Source organism: Bacillus sp. CCNWLW194 (genome assembly GCF_037120585.1).
GTDB lineage: Bacteria > Bacillota > Bacilli > Bacillales > Bacillaceae_G > Bacillus_A > Bacillus_A basilensis.
Genome location: NZ_JBBBBL010000006.1, coordinates 120,674 through 138,158, shown reverse-complemented (window position 1 = coordinate 138,158; position 17,485 = coordinate 120,674). Strand labels below are relative to the sequence as shown.

The 17,485-nt window shown below is 32.2% G+C and carries 16 protein-coding genes and 3 pseudogenes; 16 read left to right on the top strand and 3 right to left on the bottom strand.

Annotated elements, in window-relative coordinates; all coding sequences use genetic code 11:
- Positions 1–110: 110 nt before the first annotated feature.
- From V7S50_RS15540 to V7S50_RS15515, 6 genes and pseudogenes are all read left to right on the top strand, one after another.
- Positions 111–1,694: a M3 family metallopeptidase gene (locus V7S50_RS15540; protein WP_242252959.1), complete on the top strand. Its 1,584-nt coding sequence runs from the start codon at positions 111–113 to the stop codon at positions 1,692–1,694.
- A 12-nt stretch (positions 1,695–1,706) separates the two neighbouring features.
- The gene (locus V7S50_RS15535) at positions 1,707–2,456 is read left to right on the top strand and encodes a WecB/TagA/CpsF family glycosyltransferase (RefSeq protein WP_242252961.1); all 750 of its coding nucleotides are present in this window, start codon (positions 1,707–1,709) and stop codon (positions 2,454–2,456) included.
- Between the two features lie 17 nt (positions 2,457–2,473).
- A pseudogene (locus V7S50_RS15530) lies at positions 2,474–3,854 on the top strand (5'-methylthioadenosine/adenosylhomocysteine nucleosidase).
- Positions 3,855–4,155: 301 nt separating this feature from the next.
- Complete coding sequence (locus V7S50_RS15525) at positions 4,156–4,860, top strand: alpha/beta hydrolase (protein ID WP_242252964.1); 705 nt, start codon at positions 4,156–4,158, stop codon at positions 4,858–4,860.
- 268 nt (positions 4,861–5,128) lie between these two features.
- A pseudogene (locus V7S50_RS15520) lies at positions 5,129–5,587 on the top strand (GNAT family N-acetyltransferase).
- A 99-nt stretch (positions 5,588–5,686) separates the two neighbouring features.
- Entirely contained in the window at positions 5,687–6,184 is a 498-nt protein-coding gene (locus tag V7S50_RS15515; RefSeq protein ID WP_063221498.1) for a DinB family protein, read from the top strand.
- A 44-nt stretch (positions 6,185–6,228) separates the two neighbouring features.
- Here V7S50_RS15515 and V7S50_RS15510 read toward each other — a convergent pair whose 3' ends face one another.
- A complete protein-coding gene (locus V7S50_RS15510; RefSeq protein ID WP_242252965.1) occupies positions 6,229–6,645 on the bottom strand; it encodes a hypothetical protein in 417 nt (138 codons plus the stop codon).
- Between the two features lie 121 nt (positions 6,646–6,766).
- On the opposite strand from V7S50_RS15510, the gene V7S50_RS15505 reads away from it, so the two are divergent.
- From V7S50_RS15505 to V7S50_RS15495, 3 genes are all read left to right on the top strand, one after another.
- A complete protein-coding gene (locus V7S50_RS15505; protein WP_242252966.1) occupies positions 6,767–7,414 on the top strand; it encodes a response regulator transcription factor in 648 nt (215 codons plus the stop codon).
- A complete protein-coding gene (locus V7S50_RS15500; protein ID WP_242252967.1) occupies positions 7,407–8,783 on the top strand; it encodes a sensor histidine kinase in 1,377 nt (458 codons plus the stop codon). Before V7S50_RS15505 ends, V7S50_RS15500 begins: the two co-directional genes overlap by 8 nt.
- A 191-nt stretch (positions 8,784–8,974) precedes the next feature.
- The gene (locus V7S50_RS15495; RefSeq protein ID WP_242252968.1) at positions 8,975–10,768 is read left to right on the top strand and encodes a Xaa-Pro dipeptidyl-peptidase; all 1,794 of its coding nucleotides are present in this window, start codon (positions 8,975–8,977) and stop codon (positions 10,766–10,768) included.
- A gap of 61 nt (positions 10,769–10,829) precedes the next feature.
- On the opposite strand, the pseudogene V7S50_RS15490 reads toward V7S50_RS15495, so the two are convergent.
- Positions 10,830–11,107 (bottom strand): annotated as a pseudogene (locus tag V7S50_RS15490) (hypothetical protein).
- Between the two features lie 205 nt (positions 11,108–11,312).
- Here V7S50_RS15490 and V7S50_RS15485 point away from each other — a divergent pair.
- From V7S50_RS15485 to V7S50_RS15475, 3 genes are all read left to right on the top strand, one after another.
- On the top strand, positions 11,313–12,077 hold the full coding sequence (locus tag V7S50_RS15485) for a class I SAM-dependent methyltransferase (RefSeq protein ID WP_242252969.1): 765 nt from the start codon (positions 11,313–11,315) through the stop codon (positions 12,075–12,077).
- A gap of 203 nt (positions 12,078–12,280) precedes the next feature.
- The gene (locus V7S50_RS15480; protein WP_000432423.1) at positions 12,281–12,544 is read left to right on the top strand and encodes a hypothetical protein; all 264 of its coding nucleotides are present in this window, start codon (positions 12,281–12,283) and stop codon (positions 12,542–12,544) included.
- A gap of 372 nt (positions 12,545–12,916) precedes the next feature.
- Positions 12,917–13,147, top strand: a complete 231-nt coding sequence (locus tag V7S50_RS15475; protein ID WP_000789031.1) for a hypothetical protein — start codon at positions 12,917–12,919, stop codon at positions 13,145–13,147.
- 261 nt (positions 13,148–13,408) lie between these two features.
- Here V7S50_RS15475 and V7S50_RS15470 read toward each other — a convergent pair whose 3' ends face one another.
- Complete coding sequence (locus tag V7S50_RS15470; protein WP_242252971.1) at positions 13,409–13,840, bottom strand: cytidine deaminase; 432 nt, start codon at positions 13,838–13,840, stop codon at positions 13,409–13,411.
- 443 nt (positions 13,841–14,283) lie between these two features.
- Between V7S50_RS15470 and V7S50_RS15465 the strand changes: the two genes are divergently transcribed.
- From V7S50_RS15465 to V7S50_RS15450, 4 genes are all read left to right on the top strand, one after another.
- Positions 14,284–14,640: an FtsB family cell division protein gene (locus V7S50_RS15465; RefSeq protein ID WP_242252972.1), complete on the top strand. Its 357-nt coding sequence runs from the start codon at positions 14,284–14,286 to the stop codon at positions 14,638–14,640.
- A 259-nt stretch (positions 14,641–14,899) separates the two neighbouring features.
- Positions 14,900–15,226, top strand: coding sequence for a DUF3870 domain-containing protein (locus V7S50_RS15460; protein WP_000271324.1), 327 nt, complete (start codon positions 14,900–14,902; stop codon positions 15,224–15,226).
- A 143-nt stretch (positions 15,227–15,369) separates the two neighbouring features.
- Entirely contained in the window at positions 15,370–16,431 is a 1,062-nt protein-coding gene (locus V7S50_RS15455) for a dipeptide epimerase (RefSeq protein ID WP_242252973.1), read from the top strand.
- Positions 16,432–16,470: 39 nt separating this feature from the next.
- The gene (locus V7S50_RS15450; RefSeq protein ID WP_242252974.1) at positions 16,471–17,472 is read left to right on the top strand and encodes a C40 family peptidase; all 1,002 of its coding nucleotides are present in this window, start codon (positions 16,471–16,473) and stop codon (positions 17,470–17,472) included.
- Positions 17,473–17,485: the final 13 nt, after the last annotated feature.

Here is a 17,485-nt window from a genome sequence, read left to right as displayed (position 1 = left end):
GTTTGTGAAAATCTAAATATTTCAAGATGTTAAAATTTAGTTATCTCATATATAATTGTTTTACGGGAGATATCTGTAACTATTTGTAAAAATAGGAGGTGGCTATAAAAATGTATAAAATTGCTAGGTGGGAGTTAAATTCATTGTATTCGAATGAGGATATCCTATCTCCAATATTGGAGTTGAAAGAACAATTTTTTGTAACAAAAGATATAGGGATTCTTTCAAAACTTATACAAGCTATTGAAAAAGCAGAATACTATTTGTACTGTCGATCGGCTAAAGAAAGTGTTGTATCGGATATTACTAGATTGACTGTGAAAGTAAAGGAATTAAAAAGTGAAGTGCAGCAAGTAATACTACAAAGTGAAGTGGAAATTACCGATAATACTAGGTTAATAAAAGATGAACTTCATGCGTGGGAAAACATGTACATACAATTAAGGAATAGGATAGAAATAGAGCACAATAATAAGCAATTATCATTTGGACAAGCAAATCATATTGCAATGAATAGTGATAATGAAAAGGAAAGACTAGAAGTATTCGAGTCATTAACATGTGCTTTACATAAGGAAAAAGAAATTTTTGCTACTGTATTAAATCAAATAGGAAGATTGCGTAATACAAAGAGTAATGAATTAGAAGATAGAGAGATTTTAGCAGGGTCGCTTCATGCGAATGGTATTTCAGTAACTGTAATATTACAAATGTGGAATGCGACAGAAGAAAATCTAGATAAATTAGTTAGTGCTTTAAATGTGTATAAGAATGGCAGAGCTTCGATCACATGGCATGAACTTATGACAGTACAGGAAAATAATGAGGTTATTATTCCTTTTTCAGTAGCAGTACAAAACATATACGATGCATTAAAAAATATAGATAAAGAATTAGCAGAATTTGCACGTAATGCGATAGAAAGTGGTTGGGTAGATGCGGAACCGCGAGAGGATAAACCACCAGGTGGATTTTGTGCTCCTTTTTTTAGTGAGAAAGAATCACGAATCTCTATGCGTTATGACGGCAGTATCGATAGTGTAAGAGTACTTGCTCATGAACTAGGACACGCTTGGCATTTTTATAATATGAGTTTTGAACAATCCTCTTCTTTTTTAGATGATTATTTGCCAATGAGTACAGCAGAATCAGCGTCTATTTTCTTTGAAACTACGCTTATAAATTATCTAATTCAAACTACAGATAGTATAGATATGAAAAAGTCATTGTTAAGTTGGAAAATAAGAAACTGTTTTAATTATGTAATGGCAATTCGAGCATCGTTTGAATTTGAGAAGAACTTTTATGAAAAATGTAAAGAAAGTCCTTTAAGTGCTGATGAAATCGAGAAATTATCTATAGCAGCGCAAGAAAAAGCATACGGGAATGCATTATCAGAATATCAGCCGTTTGTTTGGATGAAATATGTTCAGTTTTATATAGCAGATGTTCCTTTTTATAATTATCCATACACATTTGGCTATTTAGTTAGTTTTAGTTTATTAAAAATAGCTCAAGAAAGTAAAAGTACTTTTCACTTGAAATATAAAGAGTTTTTACGAGAAACAGGAAAATTTCCAGTGGAAGAACTTATGAAAAAACATTTTGAAATAGATATATTGAGCTATGAATTTTGGGATAAAGCTTTTAGACAAATTTCTAAAGATATTGATGTATATTTGCAACTTATGTAAGGGGAGAGTATAGTGAATCACCAACTTATAAAGGGAATACCTTTTTCAACTTTAGAATATGCAAAAGCTATAAGCTTATTAAAAGGTTGGCTACATGAACAACAAGAGAAACCAAGGTTTGTAGTAACTGCAAATCCTGAAATTGTTATGTCTGCAAAGGAAAATACGGATAAATCAAAACAGTTTAAAAAGATGTTACTATCTGCGGATTTAATAACAGCAGATGGGATTGGCGTTATAATTGGCTCGAAAATATTAAAAGGAAATTTGAAAGAACGTGTTACTGGGGCAGATATCACTCACGATTTAATAAATTATTGTAACGACAATGAATATCGTGTCTTTCTTTTTGGAGCTGCGCCAGAAAGTAATAAAAAAGCATTAGAAAAATTAAATGAGCAGTTCCCAGGAGCAAAGTTTAAAGGACAGCATGGATTTGTAAATGGTGAAGAAATAGAGGAAGTAATAATGAAAATTAAGCAATTCAAACCGCATTTATTGTTAGTAGGACTAGGTTCACCAAAACAAGAAGAATTTATCTATGAAAACATACAAACATTAAACATTCCGCTATCTATAGGTATCGGAGGCATGATTGATATAATATCTGGTACTGTAAAAAGAGCACCGAAAATAATGAGGGATACTGGAACTGAATGGCTGTATAGATTACTTTCACAGCCGAAAAGATTTAAGAGGCAACTTGTACTTCCGAAATTTTTATTGTCGGTTATGTCTGAAAGAATTAAAGGAGTTAATTAATAAAGGAGAGTACATTCATGAACAGAATCGGTATTATCGGAGCAATGCAAATTGAAATAGACTTACTTTTAGAAAAATTAGTTGTACAAGAAGAACAAACAATCGCGGGAATGCCTTTTTACGCTGGAGAATTCATGGGAACAGAAGTAATTATTACACGTTCTGGTGTAGGCAAAGTGAATGCAGCCGCATGTACGCAAACGTTAATTCATAAATTTGGTGTAGATGCTATCATCAATACGGGTGTTGCTGGCGGGTTACACCCGGAAGTAAAAGTTGGTGATGTAGTTATTTCAACGAATGTTACCCATCATGATGTAAGTAAAACTCAAATGAAAAACTTATTCCCGTTCCAAGAGGAGTTTATCGCAAGTAAGGAATTAATAGGGTTAGCACATATTGCATGTAATAGTAGTAGTTTACATATGGAGATTCATGAAGGAAGAATTGTCAGCGGTGAATGTTTTGTTGAAGATTCCAAACAAAAATCGAAATTAATAGACGAATATGCACCGCATTGTACAGAGATGGAAGGTGCAGCAATTGGACATGTTGCTTATATAAATAAAGTACCATTTCTCGTTATAAGATGTATTTCTGACAGTGCAGACGATGAAGCTCAAGTTTCCTATGATGACTTCGCCAAAACTGCCGCAAATTATTGTTCAGAAATTATCGTTGAGATGCTTAAAAATATATCAAGTAAAACTGTATTGTAATACAAAAGGGGAGAATGAAATGTTGCAAGCATTAATTTTTGATATGGACGGAACGCTATTTCAAACAGATAAAATTTTAGAATTATCGTTAGATGATACATTTGATTATTTAAGATCATTACAATTATGGGATATGGTAACACCTATTGATAAGTATCGTGAAATCATGGGTGTGCCTTTACCGAAAGTTTGGGAAGCTTTATTACCGAATCATTCTCTTGAAGTAAGAGAACAAACAGATGCATATTTTTTAGATAGACTTATTGAAAACATAAAGAGCGGAAAAGGTGCTTTATATCCGAACGTAAAAGATGTTTTTACATATATAAAAGAAAAGAATTGTTCAATATATATTGCTAGTAATGGTTTAACTGAATATTTACGAGCAATCGTATCTTATTATGCTTTAGATCAATGGATTACTGAAACGTTCAGTATTGAACAAATAAACTCACTTAATAAAAGCGACTTAGTTAAAAGTATTTTGAACAAATATGATATAAACGAAGCAGCGGTAGTCGGGGATCGTTTATCTGATATAAACGCAGCTAAAGATAATGGCTTGATTGCAGTTGGTTGCAATTTTGATTTTGCACAAGAAGATGAGCTTGTCCAGGCAGATATAGTGATAGATGATTTACTGGAGTTGAAGGGGATATTACCTGTTTTGCAGAAATAATAAAGGTATTTAATTTATAATAAAATCATTTGAAAAAATAATATAATTGTTTAAAAATCTTTCTCCTATTAATGGAGCAGATTAGTTCAATACAGTATCAAAAAAAGAACTTGTAGCTTCTGAAGAATTGTGATAAAAGAAAGATTATAAATTCAAAATAGCCTCTGTTATATAGAGGTATAGAGATTATAATTCATTTGTGATGAATTAGTAATAGTTTGATTTGTTTAAAAACTGAGTAGAGGATTATAAAGTGTGCAGTTTTGCCAATTCCTATATGTCTTATTTCACGGAGTAAAATATGCTTAAAGATAATGTTAAAATTAGTAATATTCCTACGGTTTTATGGGGAGATAAAAGTGAAAAAGTTTTTATTGCAGTACATGGAAATATGTCAAATAAGGAAGATGCAGTTATTCAAAAATTAGCTGAAGAAGCTAATCAAAAAGGTTATCAAGTATTAAGTTTTGATTTACCTGAGCATGGAGAAAGAACAAATGATAATACACCTTGCAAAGTACAGGTTTGTGTTAGTGAATTATCTATAATTATGAATTACGCAAAAGAACATAGGAAACAAGTAAGTGTGTTTGCATGTAGTATCGGAGCTTATTTTAGCCTTTTAGCCTATCAAAATGATGTGATTGAAAAGGCAGTATTTTTATCACCAGTAGTTAATATGGAACGAATTATCGAAAATATGATGAAATGGTTTAATGTAACACCAGAACTTTTGCAAAAAGAAATGACTATAGAGACACCTATTGGTCAAAAGTTATATTGGGATTATTTATGCTATGTAAAAGAACATCCTATTAATACATGGAATATAGATACATATATTATGTACGGAGCCAAGGATGAACTGTGCGAATTTGAAACTATTAACGATTTTACAAAAAAACATCGTTGTGAATTAGAAGTCATGGAGACGGGGGAACATTACTTTCATACTGCAGAACAGTTAAAGATATTTGAACAGTGGTTACATAAACATTTAGATTAACAAATTATAACTTAACTTGAACCTGAACCTGTTAGAGAAGAATGGTGAATTTAAAAACTGATATTATATTTGAGAGGCACTATAAATGTATTCATTTAAACAAACAGCTGCTTTAGTTCAATAAGACTTAAACAACTATATTATCGATTTACATCTGAAGTGAAGAATACACATACTACGAATTGAATAAGATAACAATCATAAAAATGCTCAGAATAAATAATTCTTGAGCATTTTTATGTATTTTCATATTAAGGGGGGAATTTACTTGAAAGACATACATATTCAACAAATTGAAGATTTAATGATATACGAACACGATTATCTTGTTGAAGAAAGTAAAGAAGAAGGATTTAATTTCTTAATAAGACTAATAAGTGAGTATGAAAATAAAATAAACACATTTAACAAAACTGGTGAATGTTTATATGGCATTTTTCAAGGGAAAAAGTTGATTGGAATAGGAGGGCTGAATGAGGGTCCATATACAGAAAACAATAAGATTAGCTGATTAAGGAGGTTTTATATTGCAAAAGAATACCGCCGGAAAGGATTAGGGAGGTTATTATTAGTGAGAGTTATAAGCGATGCGAAAAAATATTTTAATATTGTTGTTTTAAATACAGATACAGTACAGGGGGACAAATTTTATACTTCGATTGGATTTGTGAAAGGGACAAAATATATGGGAGCGAGCCATTATTTGAACTTATATAAAAGGATGTAGTGAATTATTATTTATCTCTCCGACAGAACTTTTGTTCTATTTTGTGTAGATTGATGTTATAATTTATATGAATATGATATTAGAATGGGGAATTGGATGATGGGAGAAAATAAAATTATTAATGATTTCAATGAATATTCAATTTGGATAAATACATTGAAAGGTATGAAAGAGGAATTGTGGGTGGCACCAATATCAGAGGGGAAATGGACTATTGGCGAAATCATATCTCATATTATGAACTGGGATGACTATCTATTACGTGAGACATTATCATCAGTGAGAGATGGAAAGGGAATGGAGTTCCCTGATTTTGATACATATAATAAACTAGCATCTAGTTATGCCAAATCCGGTATATCTAAGATGAAACTTCTTGAAGAAGCAAAAGCTAAAAGAGAGTTACTCGTAAAAGAACTTAGATTACTGTCTGCTGAAAATCTAAAGAAACCTTTAACTGCCAATGGAGTATCACATTGTCCTCATACTGGAACGCCGTATTCTCTTATATATATTATTAAAGAATTTGTAGATCATGATAACCATCATAAAAGACAGGTTATTCATTTTTTAAATGAAAATGCAGTTGCTAACTGATAAAGAAAGATCCCACAAATGATATTTATGGGATCTTTCTTACATTATAATTTAACATTCATTTCTTTCAATAGTCCCTTAGGATCACCTTTTACATAATAGAAATGTGGATTATTTTCATCGTCGTAAAGCATAATATAAGGTTTTTCGTTAAGTGGTAGAAGAATAAGTACTTCATCAATTGTAGTTTGTAGCCATTGATTTGTAATAGAAACTGGTTTAGATAAAGGGATTTTTATCATGTGACCATCTTTTGGGACGACGTTTAAGTTTTTAAATGGGCCAGTAATGGATTCAGCGTATTGAACAGCTTCTTTTTGAATAGCTGGATCTAAAGATTGTTTTTGAACGACCATTTCTTTTTGACAATCAAAAACTTCAATTTGTTGATTTGTATTTGCGAACACATTTGTTGATAATAAGAAACAAAGAAGAGTAATGACCCCGATTTTTTTAATCATAATACAACACCTCGTTTTTACTATACCCTTAAAAAGTTCAAATATTTTTCTGTCACATTTATGTAACAAAGAAGTTGTATAATACAATTGATTTTTGTTTAAAAGCAATGGAGGATAATGCATGAGAGTATTAATCGCAGATGATGAACAGGATATGTTAAGGATTTTAAAAGCTTATTTTGAGAAAGAAGGCTTCGAAGTTTTCTTAGCGAAAGATGGAGAGGAAGCACTTCAAATATTTTATGATGAAAAAATTGATTTAGCTATTTTAGATTGGATGATGCCGAATCATAGTGGTATTACTGTCTGTCAGGAAATAAAGAAGAACTCAAGTGTAAAAGTATTAATGCTTACGGCGAAAAGTGAAAGCGAAGATGAATTAGCAGCGCTTCAAGGCGGGGCAGATGAGTACGTAAAAAAACCATTTCATCCAGGTGTACTCATTGCTCGAGCGAAAAAGCTTATACAGCACGATGATGTCATTCAAGTTCAAGATTTGAAAATAGATTTTACTAAAAATAAAGTTTATAAAAATGACAAAGAATTAGATATTACAAAAACAGAGCTAGAATTAATAAAGTGTTTTTTAAATCATAAAGGGATGATTTTAACTCGTAAAAAATTGTTAGATATCGTATGGGGATTTGACTATTTTGGAGAAGAGCGAACTGTTGATACACATGTAAGAAGATTACGTAAAAAAGTAGGAGAAAATATTATAAAGACGCACCGCGGGCTAGGATATAGTTTGGAGGAGCAGAGTGAATAAACTTGGAAAAAAGCTATTTCTTAGTATTTCGTTAACTGTTATTCTTATTTTTACAATTTCTTTATTATTAATTAACTATCTTTTACCGAAATATAATATTTACAAAACACGAGAAAGCTTAGAAGGTATTACAGCACAAATACAGTCCATACCGAGAGACCAATTGGATGAAGCAATTACGAGCATTGAAAATAAAGGGAATGTTACGATTGCGTATACATCAATTAACAATTCGGAAGATCATATTAATGATGAGTTACGCATGCAACTTACAAGGAAAAGAGTTGCCCTTAATAAACTTTGGATTACAAAAGAAGAAGTAATGAAAGTAAAGAACTTCGGACAAGCGAATAAAATATATGATCAAGAAAAGATTAAATCTAGTTTTTTTGTGAAATACATTGCGAAAGACGATATGTTAATTTTAGTAGGAGTTTCAATCGCACATTCTAATGAAGTGATAAAAACGCTAAACTCATTTTATTTTTACATTTTTGGCATTACGATTTTTCTCATTATCTTACTTGTATGGATACTATCAACAACAATCACCAGACCATTGAAAGAATTAAGTAATGTTGCAGAAGATATTTCACGTTTGAAATTTGAACGAGCGAAAGTGAAGACAAATGATGAAATAGGGGACCTGGCCACTAGTATTAATATCATGAGTGAGAAACTACATGAAGCGCATGAAGATTTAACAGATCGAAACGAACATTTAAAACGATTTATAGGTGATGTGACACATGAATTAAAAACTCCAATCGCGTTAGTGAAAGCATATTCTATGGGAATAAAAGATGGTTTAGATGATGGTACGTACTTAAATACAATCATTAAACAGACTGATCACATATCAAACTTAATTGAAGAGTTATTACGATTTTCTAAACTAGAAAGAGATGTGTTACAAAAAGAAGAATTCTCTATTAAATCACTAGTTCAAAGTATATTAGATAAGCATAAAATTGAACTGGAGTCGAAGGAAATCGATTTGCAAGTGAACTATAATGTTGACGATGTAGTTGTTTATGCTGATGTAAATAAAATGAGAATGGTGTTTCAAAATTTAATTTCTAATGCGATAAAATATACAGCAAATCAAAATATAAAAATTACTTTAGAAGATCAAAATGAAAGTGTATATTTTCAAATTCAAAATGGTATGAATGCTGAACATATGAAAGATATCGATAAAATTTGGGAACCTTTTTACGTCTTAGAATCTTCTCGTAGTAAAGACCATTCAGGCACAGGATTAGGCTTAGCAATTGTGAAAAGTATTTTAGAAAGACATGGTTTTGACTATGGCATATCTACTATAGAGGGCGAAATACGGTTTTATATTCATATGAAAAATGACTAATTCAATACTATTAGAAACATCGTCTATTAATAGGCGATGTTTTTTTATTGATTATATGATAGTAGTAAGTCAGAATATATAACCTTGAAAGAGTGTTCTACAAATTTCTCAAGTTGTTGCATAAAATATAAACTGAATTTTCTGTAATTTTATTGTATAGTAAAAGGAGAAATATATGGGGAGGAAAGAGTATGGGGAAAAAGAAAATAGCAACATTATCAGCAATATTATCTTTATCAATTACGTCAGGAGTTTCTAGCATGACTGCGTATGCAGACAATAAAGAAACAAACTACATAAATGAGAATGACGTGAAGTTAAATGGAAAAGTTTCAGAAGTGTTACAATCAAACACAAAAATTGAATTAGAAAATGGGATGACAAAACCGATTTATTCGCTTGATGAAGCAATTATTGAAAATTTATTTGTAGAAACAGAAGTTGATAGTGATCGAGATGGAAAAAAGGATCGAGTATCGGTAAAAGTTATGCGTCCAAAAACAGATTCGAATGTGAAAGTTCCCGTTATTTATGAAATGAGTCCATATCGATCAGGCTTAAAAGATGTTCCTGTATATAATGTAGATGAAGAATTGTATGCGTATGAAGGGAAACCGTATGGAGCTGTTAATCTTGGTTCATACGGAAATTATTATGTGCCAAGAGGCTATGCAGTCATTTTAGGTGAAAGTATTGGAACTGGGAAATCGGATGGATGTCCGACGACTGGGGATGAGCAAGAAATACTAGGGACGAAATCTGTTGTTGATTGGGTGAACGGGCGTGCGAAGGCATATACAGAAGATGGGAAAGAAGTAAATGCTAACTGGTCTACTGGAAATGTAGGTATGACAGGAGTTTCTTATAATGGTACGTTACCAAATGCAGTTGCGACGACAGGCGTTGAAGGGTTAAAAACGATTATTCCAATTGCAGCGATTAGTAGTTGGTATGATTATTATCGTGCAAACGGTGCAGTCATTGCGCCAGGTGGATACCAAGGAGAAGATACAGATAATATGGCAGAAGCAGTATTAACAAGGGAAAATCCTGAAGTTTGTGGACAAGTAATAAAAGAGCTAACAACTGGACAGGACCGAAAAACTGGTAATTATAATGCTTTTTGGGATAAACGTAATTATGTAAAAGATGCTAAAAACGTAAAAGCGAGTGTATTTGTTGTTCATGGTTTAAATGATTGGAATGTAAAGACGAAGCAGTTTGCGCAATGGTGGGATGCGCTTGGAGAGAATGATGTCCCTCGTAAAATGTGGTTACATCAAGGGGGACATGGTGGAACATCAACGAATGACTGGCAAAGAACACAAAATAAATGGTTCGATTATTGGTTGTATGGAATTGAAAATGGCATTATGAATGAACCGATGATCGATGTACAACGTGAAAATAAAACTTGGGATAAAATAAAAAATTGGCCGGATCCATCAGCTGTGCCGTCAAAAGTTCGTATGTATTTAAGTAATAAAGCAGTTAATTTACCATTAAGTATAGGTTCTGTTAATAAGGTGTTTTCATTCATAGATGATGCAAAAATGAAATCAAACCAATTAGTAGCAAACCCAGAATTAGATGTAGCAAATCGATTAGTGTATACAATGCCTGTACTGCAAAAAGATACGCGTATAAGCGGAACACCAAAGATTTCAATTACAGGAAATATTGATCGGTCTGTATCAAATTTAACTGCTCTACTTGTTGATTATGGAGGAGCGAAGCCAGAGGTTGTAACGAGAGGGTGGATAGATCCACAAAACTTAAAGAGTATAGAAAATTCAACAGCGATTCAACCAGGCAAAGATTATACATTTACATGGGACATGCAGCCAGATGATTATGTATTTAAAGCGGGGCATCAAATTGGGGTCGTTTTAATTGCTAGTGATTATGATTATACAATTAGACCGAAAGCGGGCACGAAGCTGACAGTGAAATTAAGTGAAGTGACATTGCCCATTGTAAAATAAATAGTTATGAATAAAGAGCTTACCGCATAGTAAGCTCTTTACATTTTGAAAGGGGAGTTTATTAGGAATTTTTATTGGTAGATACAAAAATGCTTACAACAAATAAAAAAATTGCATTCATGATCAATAGGCCACTAAAAGTAAGCCCAGCAAAACCTCCAGCGAATCCATCTCCTACTTTTTCACCAATTACGTGCAAAGTGGTGAAGAAAACAATGGGGGAAGAAAGAATGAAAATGCAACTGGCTATTTTCCATATTCGCTTATACTTCTTTGCTATAAAGAAAATTAGAGTATTAAAAGTAATAAGAAGTAAAAAAATATAATTAATGAATTCATCGTATCCCCCTTTTAGAAAAAAGTATGAATTTTCATTATTTACATTTTTATTTTAAAGGAAATATTATACAATATGATTATATTCTATGGAAAGCGAGTGATATATTATGACAGTCAGCTCTTTTGAATTTTCATTAAAAATAAAGGTACAGGAAGATTAATTGAATTAAAATCTTCCGTACGTAAAAAACGGAGGAGAAAATAAATGTTTAGTTTTTATAGTACACTTTGCACGGAACTTTATGATTACACAAAGCCTGTCGGTTATTCTTTAAATGGTGATATTGAGTATTACCAAGAACGTTTAAAAAATTGTAGAGGAAGAATTCTCGAAGCAGCAGTAGGATCAGGGCGAGTCATCATCCCACTTCTTGAAGCTGGTTTTACAGTTGATGGGATTGACTATTCACCTGAAATGCTAGAATCGTGCCGTATACGATGTAAAGAGAGAGGCTTGCAACCTAATTTATATGAAGGAAGCTTACAACAATTTTCACTACCGCATAAATATGAGGCAATTATCATTCCTACTGGATCTTTTTGTTTAATTGAAAATCGTGAGGATGCTATAAACGCATTGAAATGTTTTTATGAACACCTTAAGCCAGGCGGACGATTAATCGTAGATATTATGCTTCCGCATGACTGGAAGACGGGGGGAATTCATACATCGACTTTTTCTTTGCCGAACGGAGATGGAATTACTTTAGAAAATAAATCAATTGAAATAGATTGGCTGAACCAAGTTACTTTATCATATTTAAAATATGAAAAATGGAGTAGAGGACAATTAGTACAAACAGAATTGCAACGCTTTGCGATACGTTGGTATGGAGTAGAAGAGTTTAGACTTCTTTTAGAAAGTATAGGTTTCTCAAACATTACGTGCTTTGCTGACTATGTTTATGAAAAAGAACCGTCAAATGCAGATCAAATGTTTACTTTTGAAGCTGTGCGTAACGAAAAATAAAGAACGATCTATTAAAACAAGGCAGTCGGTACACTATCGACTGTCTTGTTTTAATTGTGAAATCCTTACATGTTGTTACGTTTTTATTGTCCAAGCATTCTGCTACTAACTACATATACTATTTATGTTAAAGTCAGCTACTATTTTATATAGGGCTGATAGTTTCTTGAAAATGTTATTTTAGTGAAGTGGGAGGAATCAATTTGGAAAACGTAGAACAAGATAGAATTGAAAATCAAGTGTATTCAAATCGTGTAGTAAGATCAGAATTTGATGCGAATTGGGAAACGTGTATTTCAAAAAGTGGCTATGTAATTTATGTAGCAACAAGTAATAATGCTGAAGTAATAGTACTTCTTGCAGATGGTTCAAGTAAATTATTAATTTTCGAAAAAGGCGGTAAAGTAGTAGTAGGTGGCGGTGGAACAAGTCATTACAGTAAGCCGCATATTGCGAGAAATATTTAAGGTAGAATATGCTATTGGGGAAGAAGCTGGAAAGCGGTTAGTTATTCATGCTCTAAACATGAATGACTAACCGCTTTTATTTGTTTAAATCATTTTAGTAGAATTTGATTTATTACAAATACTTTTGGATAATCAGAGAAGTATGAAGGGGATTGTACGGATCAGTATTTGAAATATAATGTAGGGTTTGAAGAATCCTATAAGCAATATAAAAAAGCATTTCCTATTTCGGGAAATGCTTTTTCTATGTTATAGTATAATAGTGTTTTAAAACAATGATATTTTAATATATTTCAAATTTTGTTGTGTATTATTTTTATATTAAATTAGTTGTGTAAGTATTTTTTTATATAAGGAGTAATAATTAGAGAAATGAAAAATATAGACTTTATACTAGAAAGTGATGAGGCATTAAAACCGTCTGAACGATTAGTACTATTATTATTAGAGAAGCATAGAATGTTATATACGAACGATCTATTGGCATTATCTAATTTATCATATAAAACATTAACGGATTCATTAACGGCGCTTGTATTAAAATCATATGTGTTAAAGGAAACAGGTAAGGGCAGAAGACAGAATTGTTATAGATTGGTATGATAAGACTACTGATTTTAGAGGGTTTATATTAACATTTATCGAATGTAAGGATAAATTATATTTTTGTTTTCAAATGAAAAATGCGAAACGAGGTAAACTTAAATATTTTAATTTTGTTTTTGTTAATTATAATTTAGTCATTTTTAAAAATAGAAAAATAAAATAAACTGCATAAAACAGAAATAAAAAAACAATCCGTTTTTAAAACGGATTGTTTTTTTATTGGAATAATATTATTTGATGAATGGAAAACTGGAATGATTATTCTACTTCACTTGTATACTTTTCAGGTAATAATTCCATTACGTTACATTTTACAAGTTCATCATTATAAGAAAGTATAACGTTCGTATTTTTTCCGTAATCACTTATTAATTCTCGACACATACCACATGGAGCAACAACCCAACATTTTTCAATATCTTCATGAGGATGTGGGCGAGCGACTGCTACAATGGTATCAAATTCATGATCACCTTCTGGAATAGATTTTCCGATTGCCATAGCTTCGCCACATACTGTTATTCTTCCAACATTGGCTTCAACATGTACTGCTGCATAAATATTACCTGTTTTAGTTCTTACAGCTGAACCGATATGATGACGGCCATATTTATAGTTTTTTTCGATTACTTTTTCAGCAGCTTTAATTAAATCATAGTCTTCACTATTTAAAGGCATTACTTGTAACATAATTTCTCCTCCATATTAAACGTGATTATTGTTATTTTAAAAGAAAATTTAAATATCTAAAACAAAAGATAGAAAGTAGATTGATAATATTATTATGTAAACTGATATTTTAACAGGAATATAAAGTAATCAATAATACATATTGAAGATTTACCACCAGTTGATATTACAAAATTTCTCCTTGTAAGCATGTTACAAGGAGAAATTTTGTATGTAAAAAAACTCTTCTACAATAATAGAAAAAGATTAACAGAAACTACTATTTTATGTCAGCATACATAAAAAAATGCAATATAAATATGGAAATGTCGTCGAATGCTATCTTTAATTGGTTAATTTGTGAGATATTTTTGTGAAGGAGCTTATTTTATAAGAATAGAATTATAGATAGTAAGAGATCATGCCGATGGTAGTGAAAATATATGTGTTAGGGGGATTTCATAATGAGGAAACTCAAGCGAATAAATGTTCCTAATATGCAAGAACAACTATCACAGTCTAATGAGAATCGAGCAATTAATAAGAAAAAACTAAGGCGATTTATACTCATGTTTATATTTATTGCGGCGGCTACTTTGTACGTTCAATTTATTTTAACGAAACAACAAGAAATAATTGTTGAAAAACAAGATACAATAACGAATCAAAAAAAACAATTGGTTTCTTTAGAAAAAGATCAGGCTTCTTTAAAGACTAACATAGAAAATTTAACAGACGATGAGGAAGAAATTTTGAAGTTTGCGAGAAAAGAATATCAATTTTCTAAGTCCAATGAAACTATATTTGTATTGCCGAAGTAGTGTAATAAAACAGTTAGTGATAGCTAGCTGTTTTTTCATGTATGAATGGCATGGTACAAGAAACAATCACATATTGTAAAAATGAAGAGTTTGAGCTGTTTTTATAATTATGGAATATATACCGAAATAAATGTTGTTAAAATTCTGTCAATTATATTATAATATAAGGTAAGCGGATACATTTTTTAATCAATGTTGAGTTTATCACTCATACGACTATTAAGAAAACCGTTATCCCGTATTAGAAAGGAAGAGAGCTGTGTACGCTTCAAATACAATTTATGTCGTAGGGGATGCGAAAGCACCTCAAAATAATCCCATTACCGAAAAGTTTAAAAGCTATTTTGTAGCGTTTGTACTTGTTAAGGAGACTGGGGAAATTGTAGATGCAGATTGCTCAGCGACAATTGCATTAACATCTCAATTCGTTAAATATTTATTTCTACATAAAAATATTAATGACCCAGCGTTAGTAATGGAAATAAAAGATCGTTATTTCGGTTCATCTCAAAAGGCATTACTTGTAGCATTAAAAGATGCACAGAAAAAATATAATCAAATCGCTGCTTTGTCTACCCATTCATAGACAAAATCCAGCCGTAAGAATCTTCTTATGGCTGGATTTTTTTATTTTCCATTAACCTTCTACATGAAAAGTAAGTGAAAGAGGAGATGGATTGCTCCAAAATAATTGAGAATTAAGGTTCCATTTTACCAGACAACGAAAGGATGAACAAAATGAAAATTACCGATGTAAAAGTAAATCGTAGACGTGTAAATCTCCATACACCGTTTAAAACAGCGCTTCGTACTGTAACCGAAATAGAAAGTATAGATGTATATATTCATACAGATGAAGGGATTGTTGGCAAGGGTGCTGCAGCCGCAACACCAGTTATTACGGGAGATTTTGCTAACGGGATTGAAGAAGCAATTTTAGGGCCGATGCGTTCAAGTTTAATTGGTCAAGATATCATTCAGTTTCAGCAGTTACTACAGCACATACAAATGAGTTGTATTGGAAATCCAAGTGCGAAAGCGGCGGTAGATATCGCTTTATATGATGTGTATTGTCAATTTCAAAACGTTCCACTTTACGCACTATTAGGCGGGAAGAAAGAAATTCATACAGATATTACGGTGAGTGTAGATGAGCCTTTCGTTATGGCAAAAGAGGCAAAGAAACATGTAGAAAAAGGGTTTCAAACTTTGAAAATTAAAGTGGGGAAATCTGTTCATTTAGATTTAGAACGTATTGAAGCGATTCGAAATAGTGTACCAAAAAATACGACGTTACGATTAGATGCAAATCAAGGATGGAATCCAAAAGAAGCGGTTTCTATCATTAAAGAAATGGAGAATCGTAATTTAAATATCGAATTTATTGAACAACCTGTTCATGCGAAAGATTGGGATGGGTTAAAGTACGTCAAAGACAATGTGCAAACGCCTATTATGGCAGATGAAAGCATATTTTCAGCCAGTGATGCATTGAAAATCGTGCAAGGAAGATATGCAGACTTAATCAATATTAAATTAATGAAATGTGGTGGCATTCGGGAAGCGTGGCGTATTGCAGATATAGCAGAAGCAGCTGGTGTGAAATGTATGGTGGGGAGCATGATGGAATCTTCTCTTTCTGTTAGCGCTGTTGCACATTTGGCAGCAGCTCATCCTAATATTCATTATTTCGATCTTGATGCGCCACTTTGGTTAATGGAAGAGCCGGAAGGAATGACTTATTCGGGCTCAAAGGTAAACCTTCAATCGACAGTGAATAGTAAATCTTAGGAGAAGAGACTAGTAAACTACCTTTTAAGGGGGATATTTATGAAAAAAGTAGGAACTGCATTTTTAACAACTTTATTTATATTTTCATCGTTTACATCAGCAAATGCTGAAGAGAAGAAAGATAGTAAAGCGTTTATCGATGTATCTGCCGCAACACTTTGGACTGCACCTGATTCATTACGGCCAATTGATGTGCCGAGCGCTACAAATCCAGTTGATTTGTGGAAGTGGACGAAATCGATGACACTTGACGAGAAACTTTGGTTAACAAATGCAAATAAATTAGAAACGCAAGCGCTACTCGGTCAAGAAGTAACGGTTGTTGATAAAAAAGGTGATTGGGTGAAAGTGTTAGTACATGGTCAACCAACACCGCGAAATGAAGAAGGTTACCCAGGATGGATGCCTGAAAAACAATTAACATATAATCAAGAATTTGCAGATAAAACAAATGAACCTTTCGTATTAGTAACGAAACCGACAGCGATTTTATACATTAATCCTTCTGAAAAACATAAATCGCTTGAAGTCAGCTACAATACGCGTTTACCACTATTAAGTGAAGATTCAATTTCATACCGCGTGTTGTTGCCAAATGGTCAAAAGGCATGGTTACGAAAAAATGACGGAGCGGTTTACCGTTCTCAAAATGATATTCCAACTCCGGCGGCTGATGATTTAATAAACACAGGGAAAATGTTTTTAGGATTACCGTATATATGGGCTGGTACAAGTGGTTTTGGATTTGATTGCTCTGGATTTACACATACAATTTATAAATCGCATGGTATTACAATTCCACGAGATTCTGGTCCGCAATCGAGAAATGGAGTTGCAGTTGATAAAGAACATTTACAAAAAGGAGATTTAATCTTTTTTGCACATGATCAAGGAAAAGGAAGTGTTCATCATGTGGGGATGTATATTGGTGATGGAAATATGATTCACTCACCAAGAGCTGAAAGATCAGTAGAGATTATACCGCTAAATACACCTGGATATATAGAAGAATACGCTGGTGCTCGTCGTTACTTACCTTAAAAAATAGAGGGGG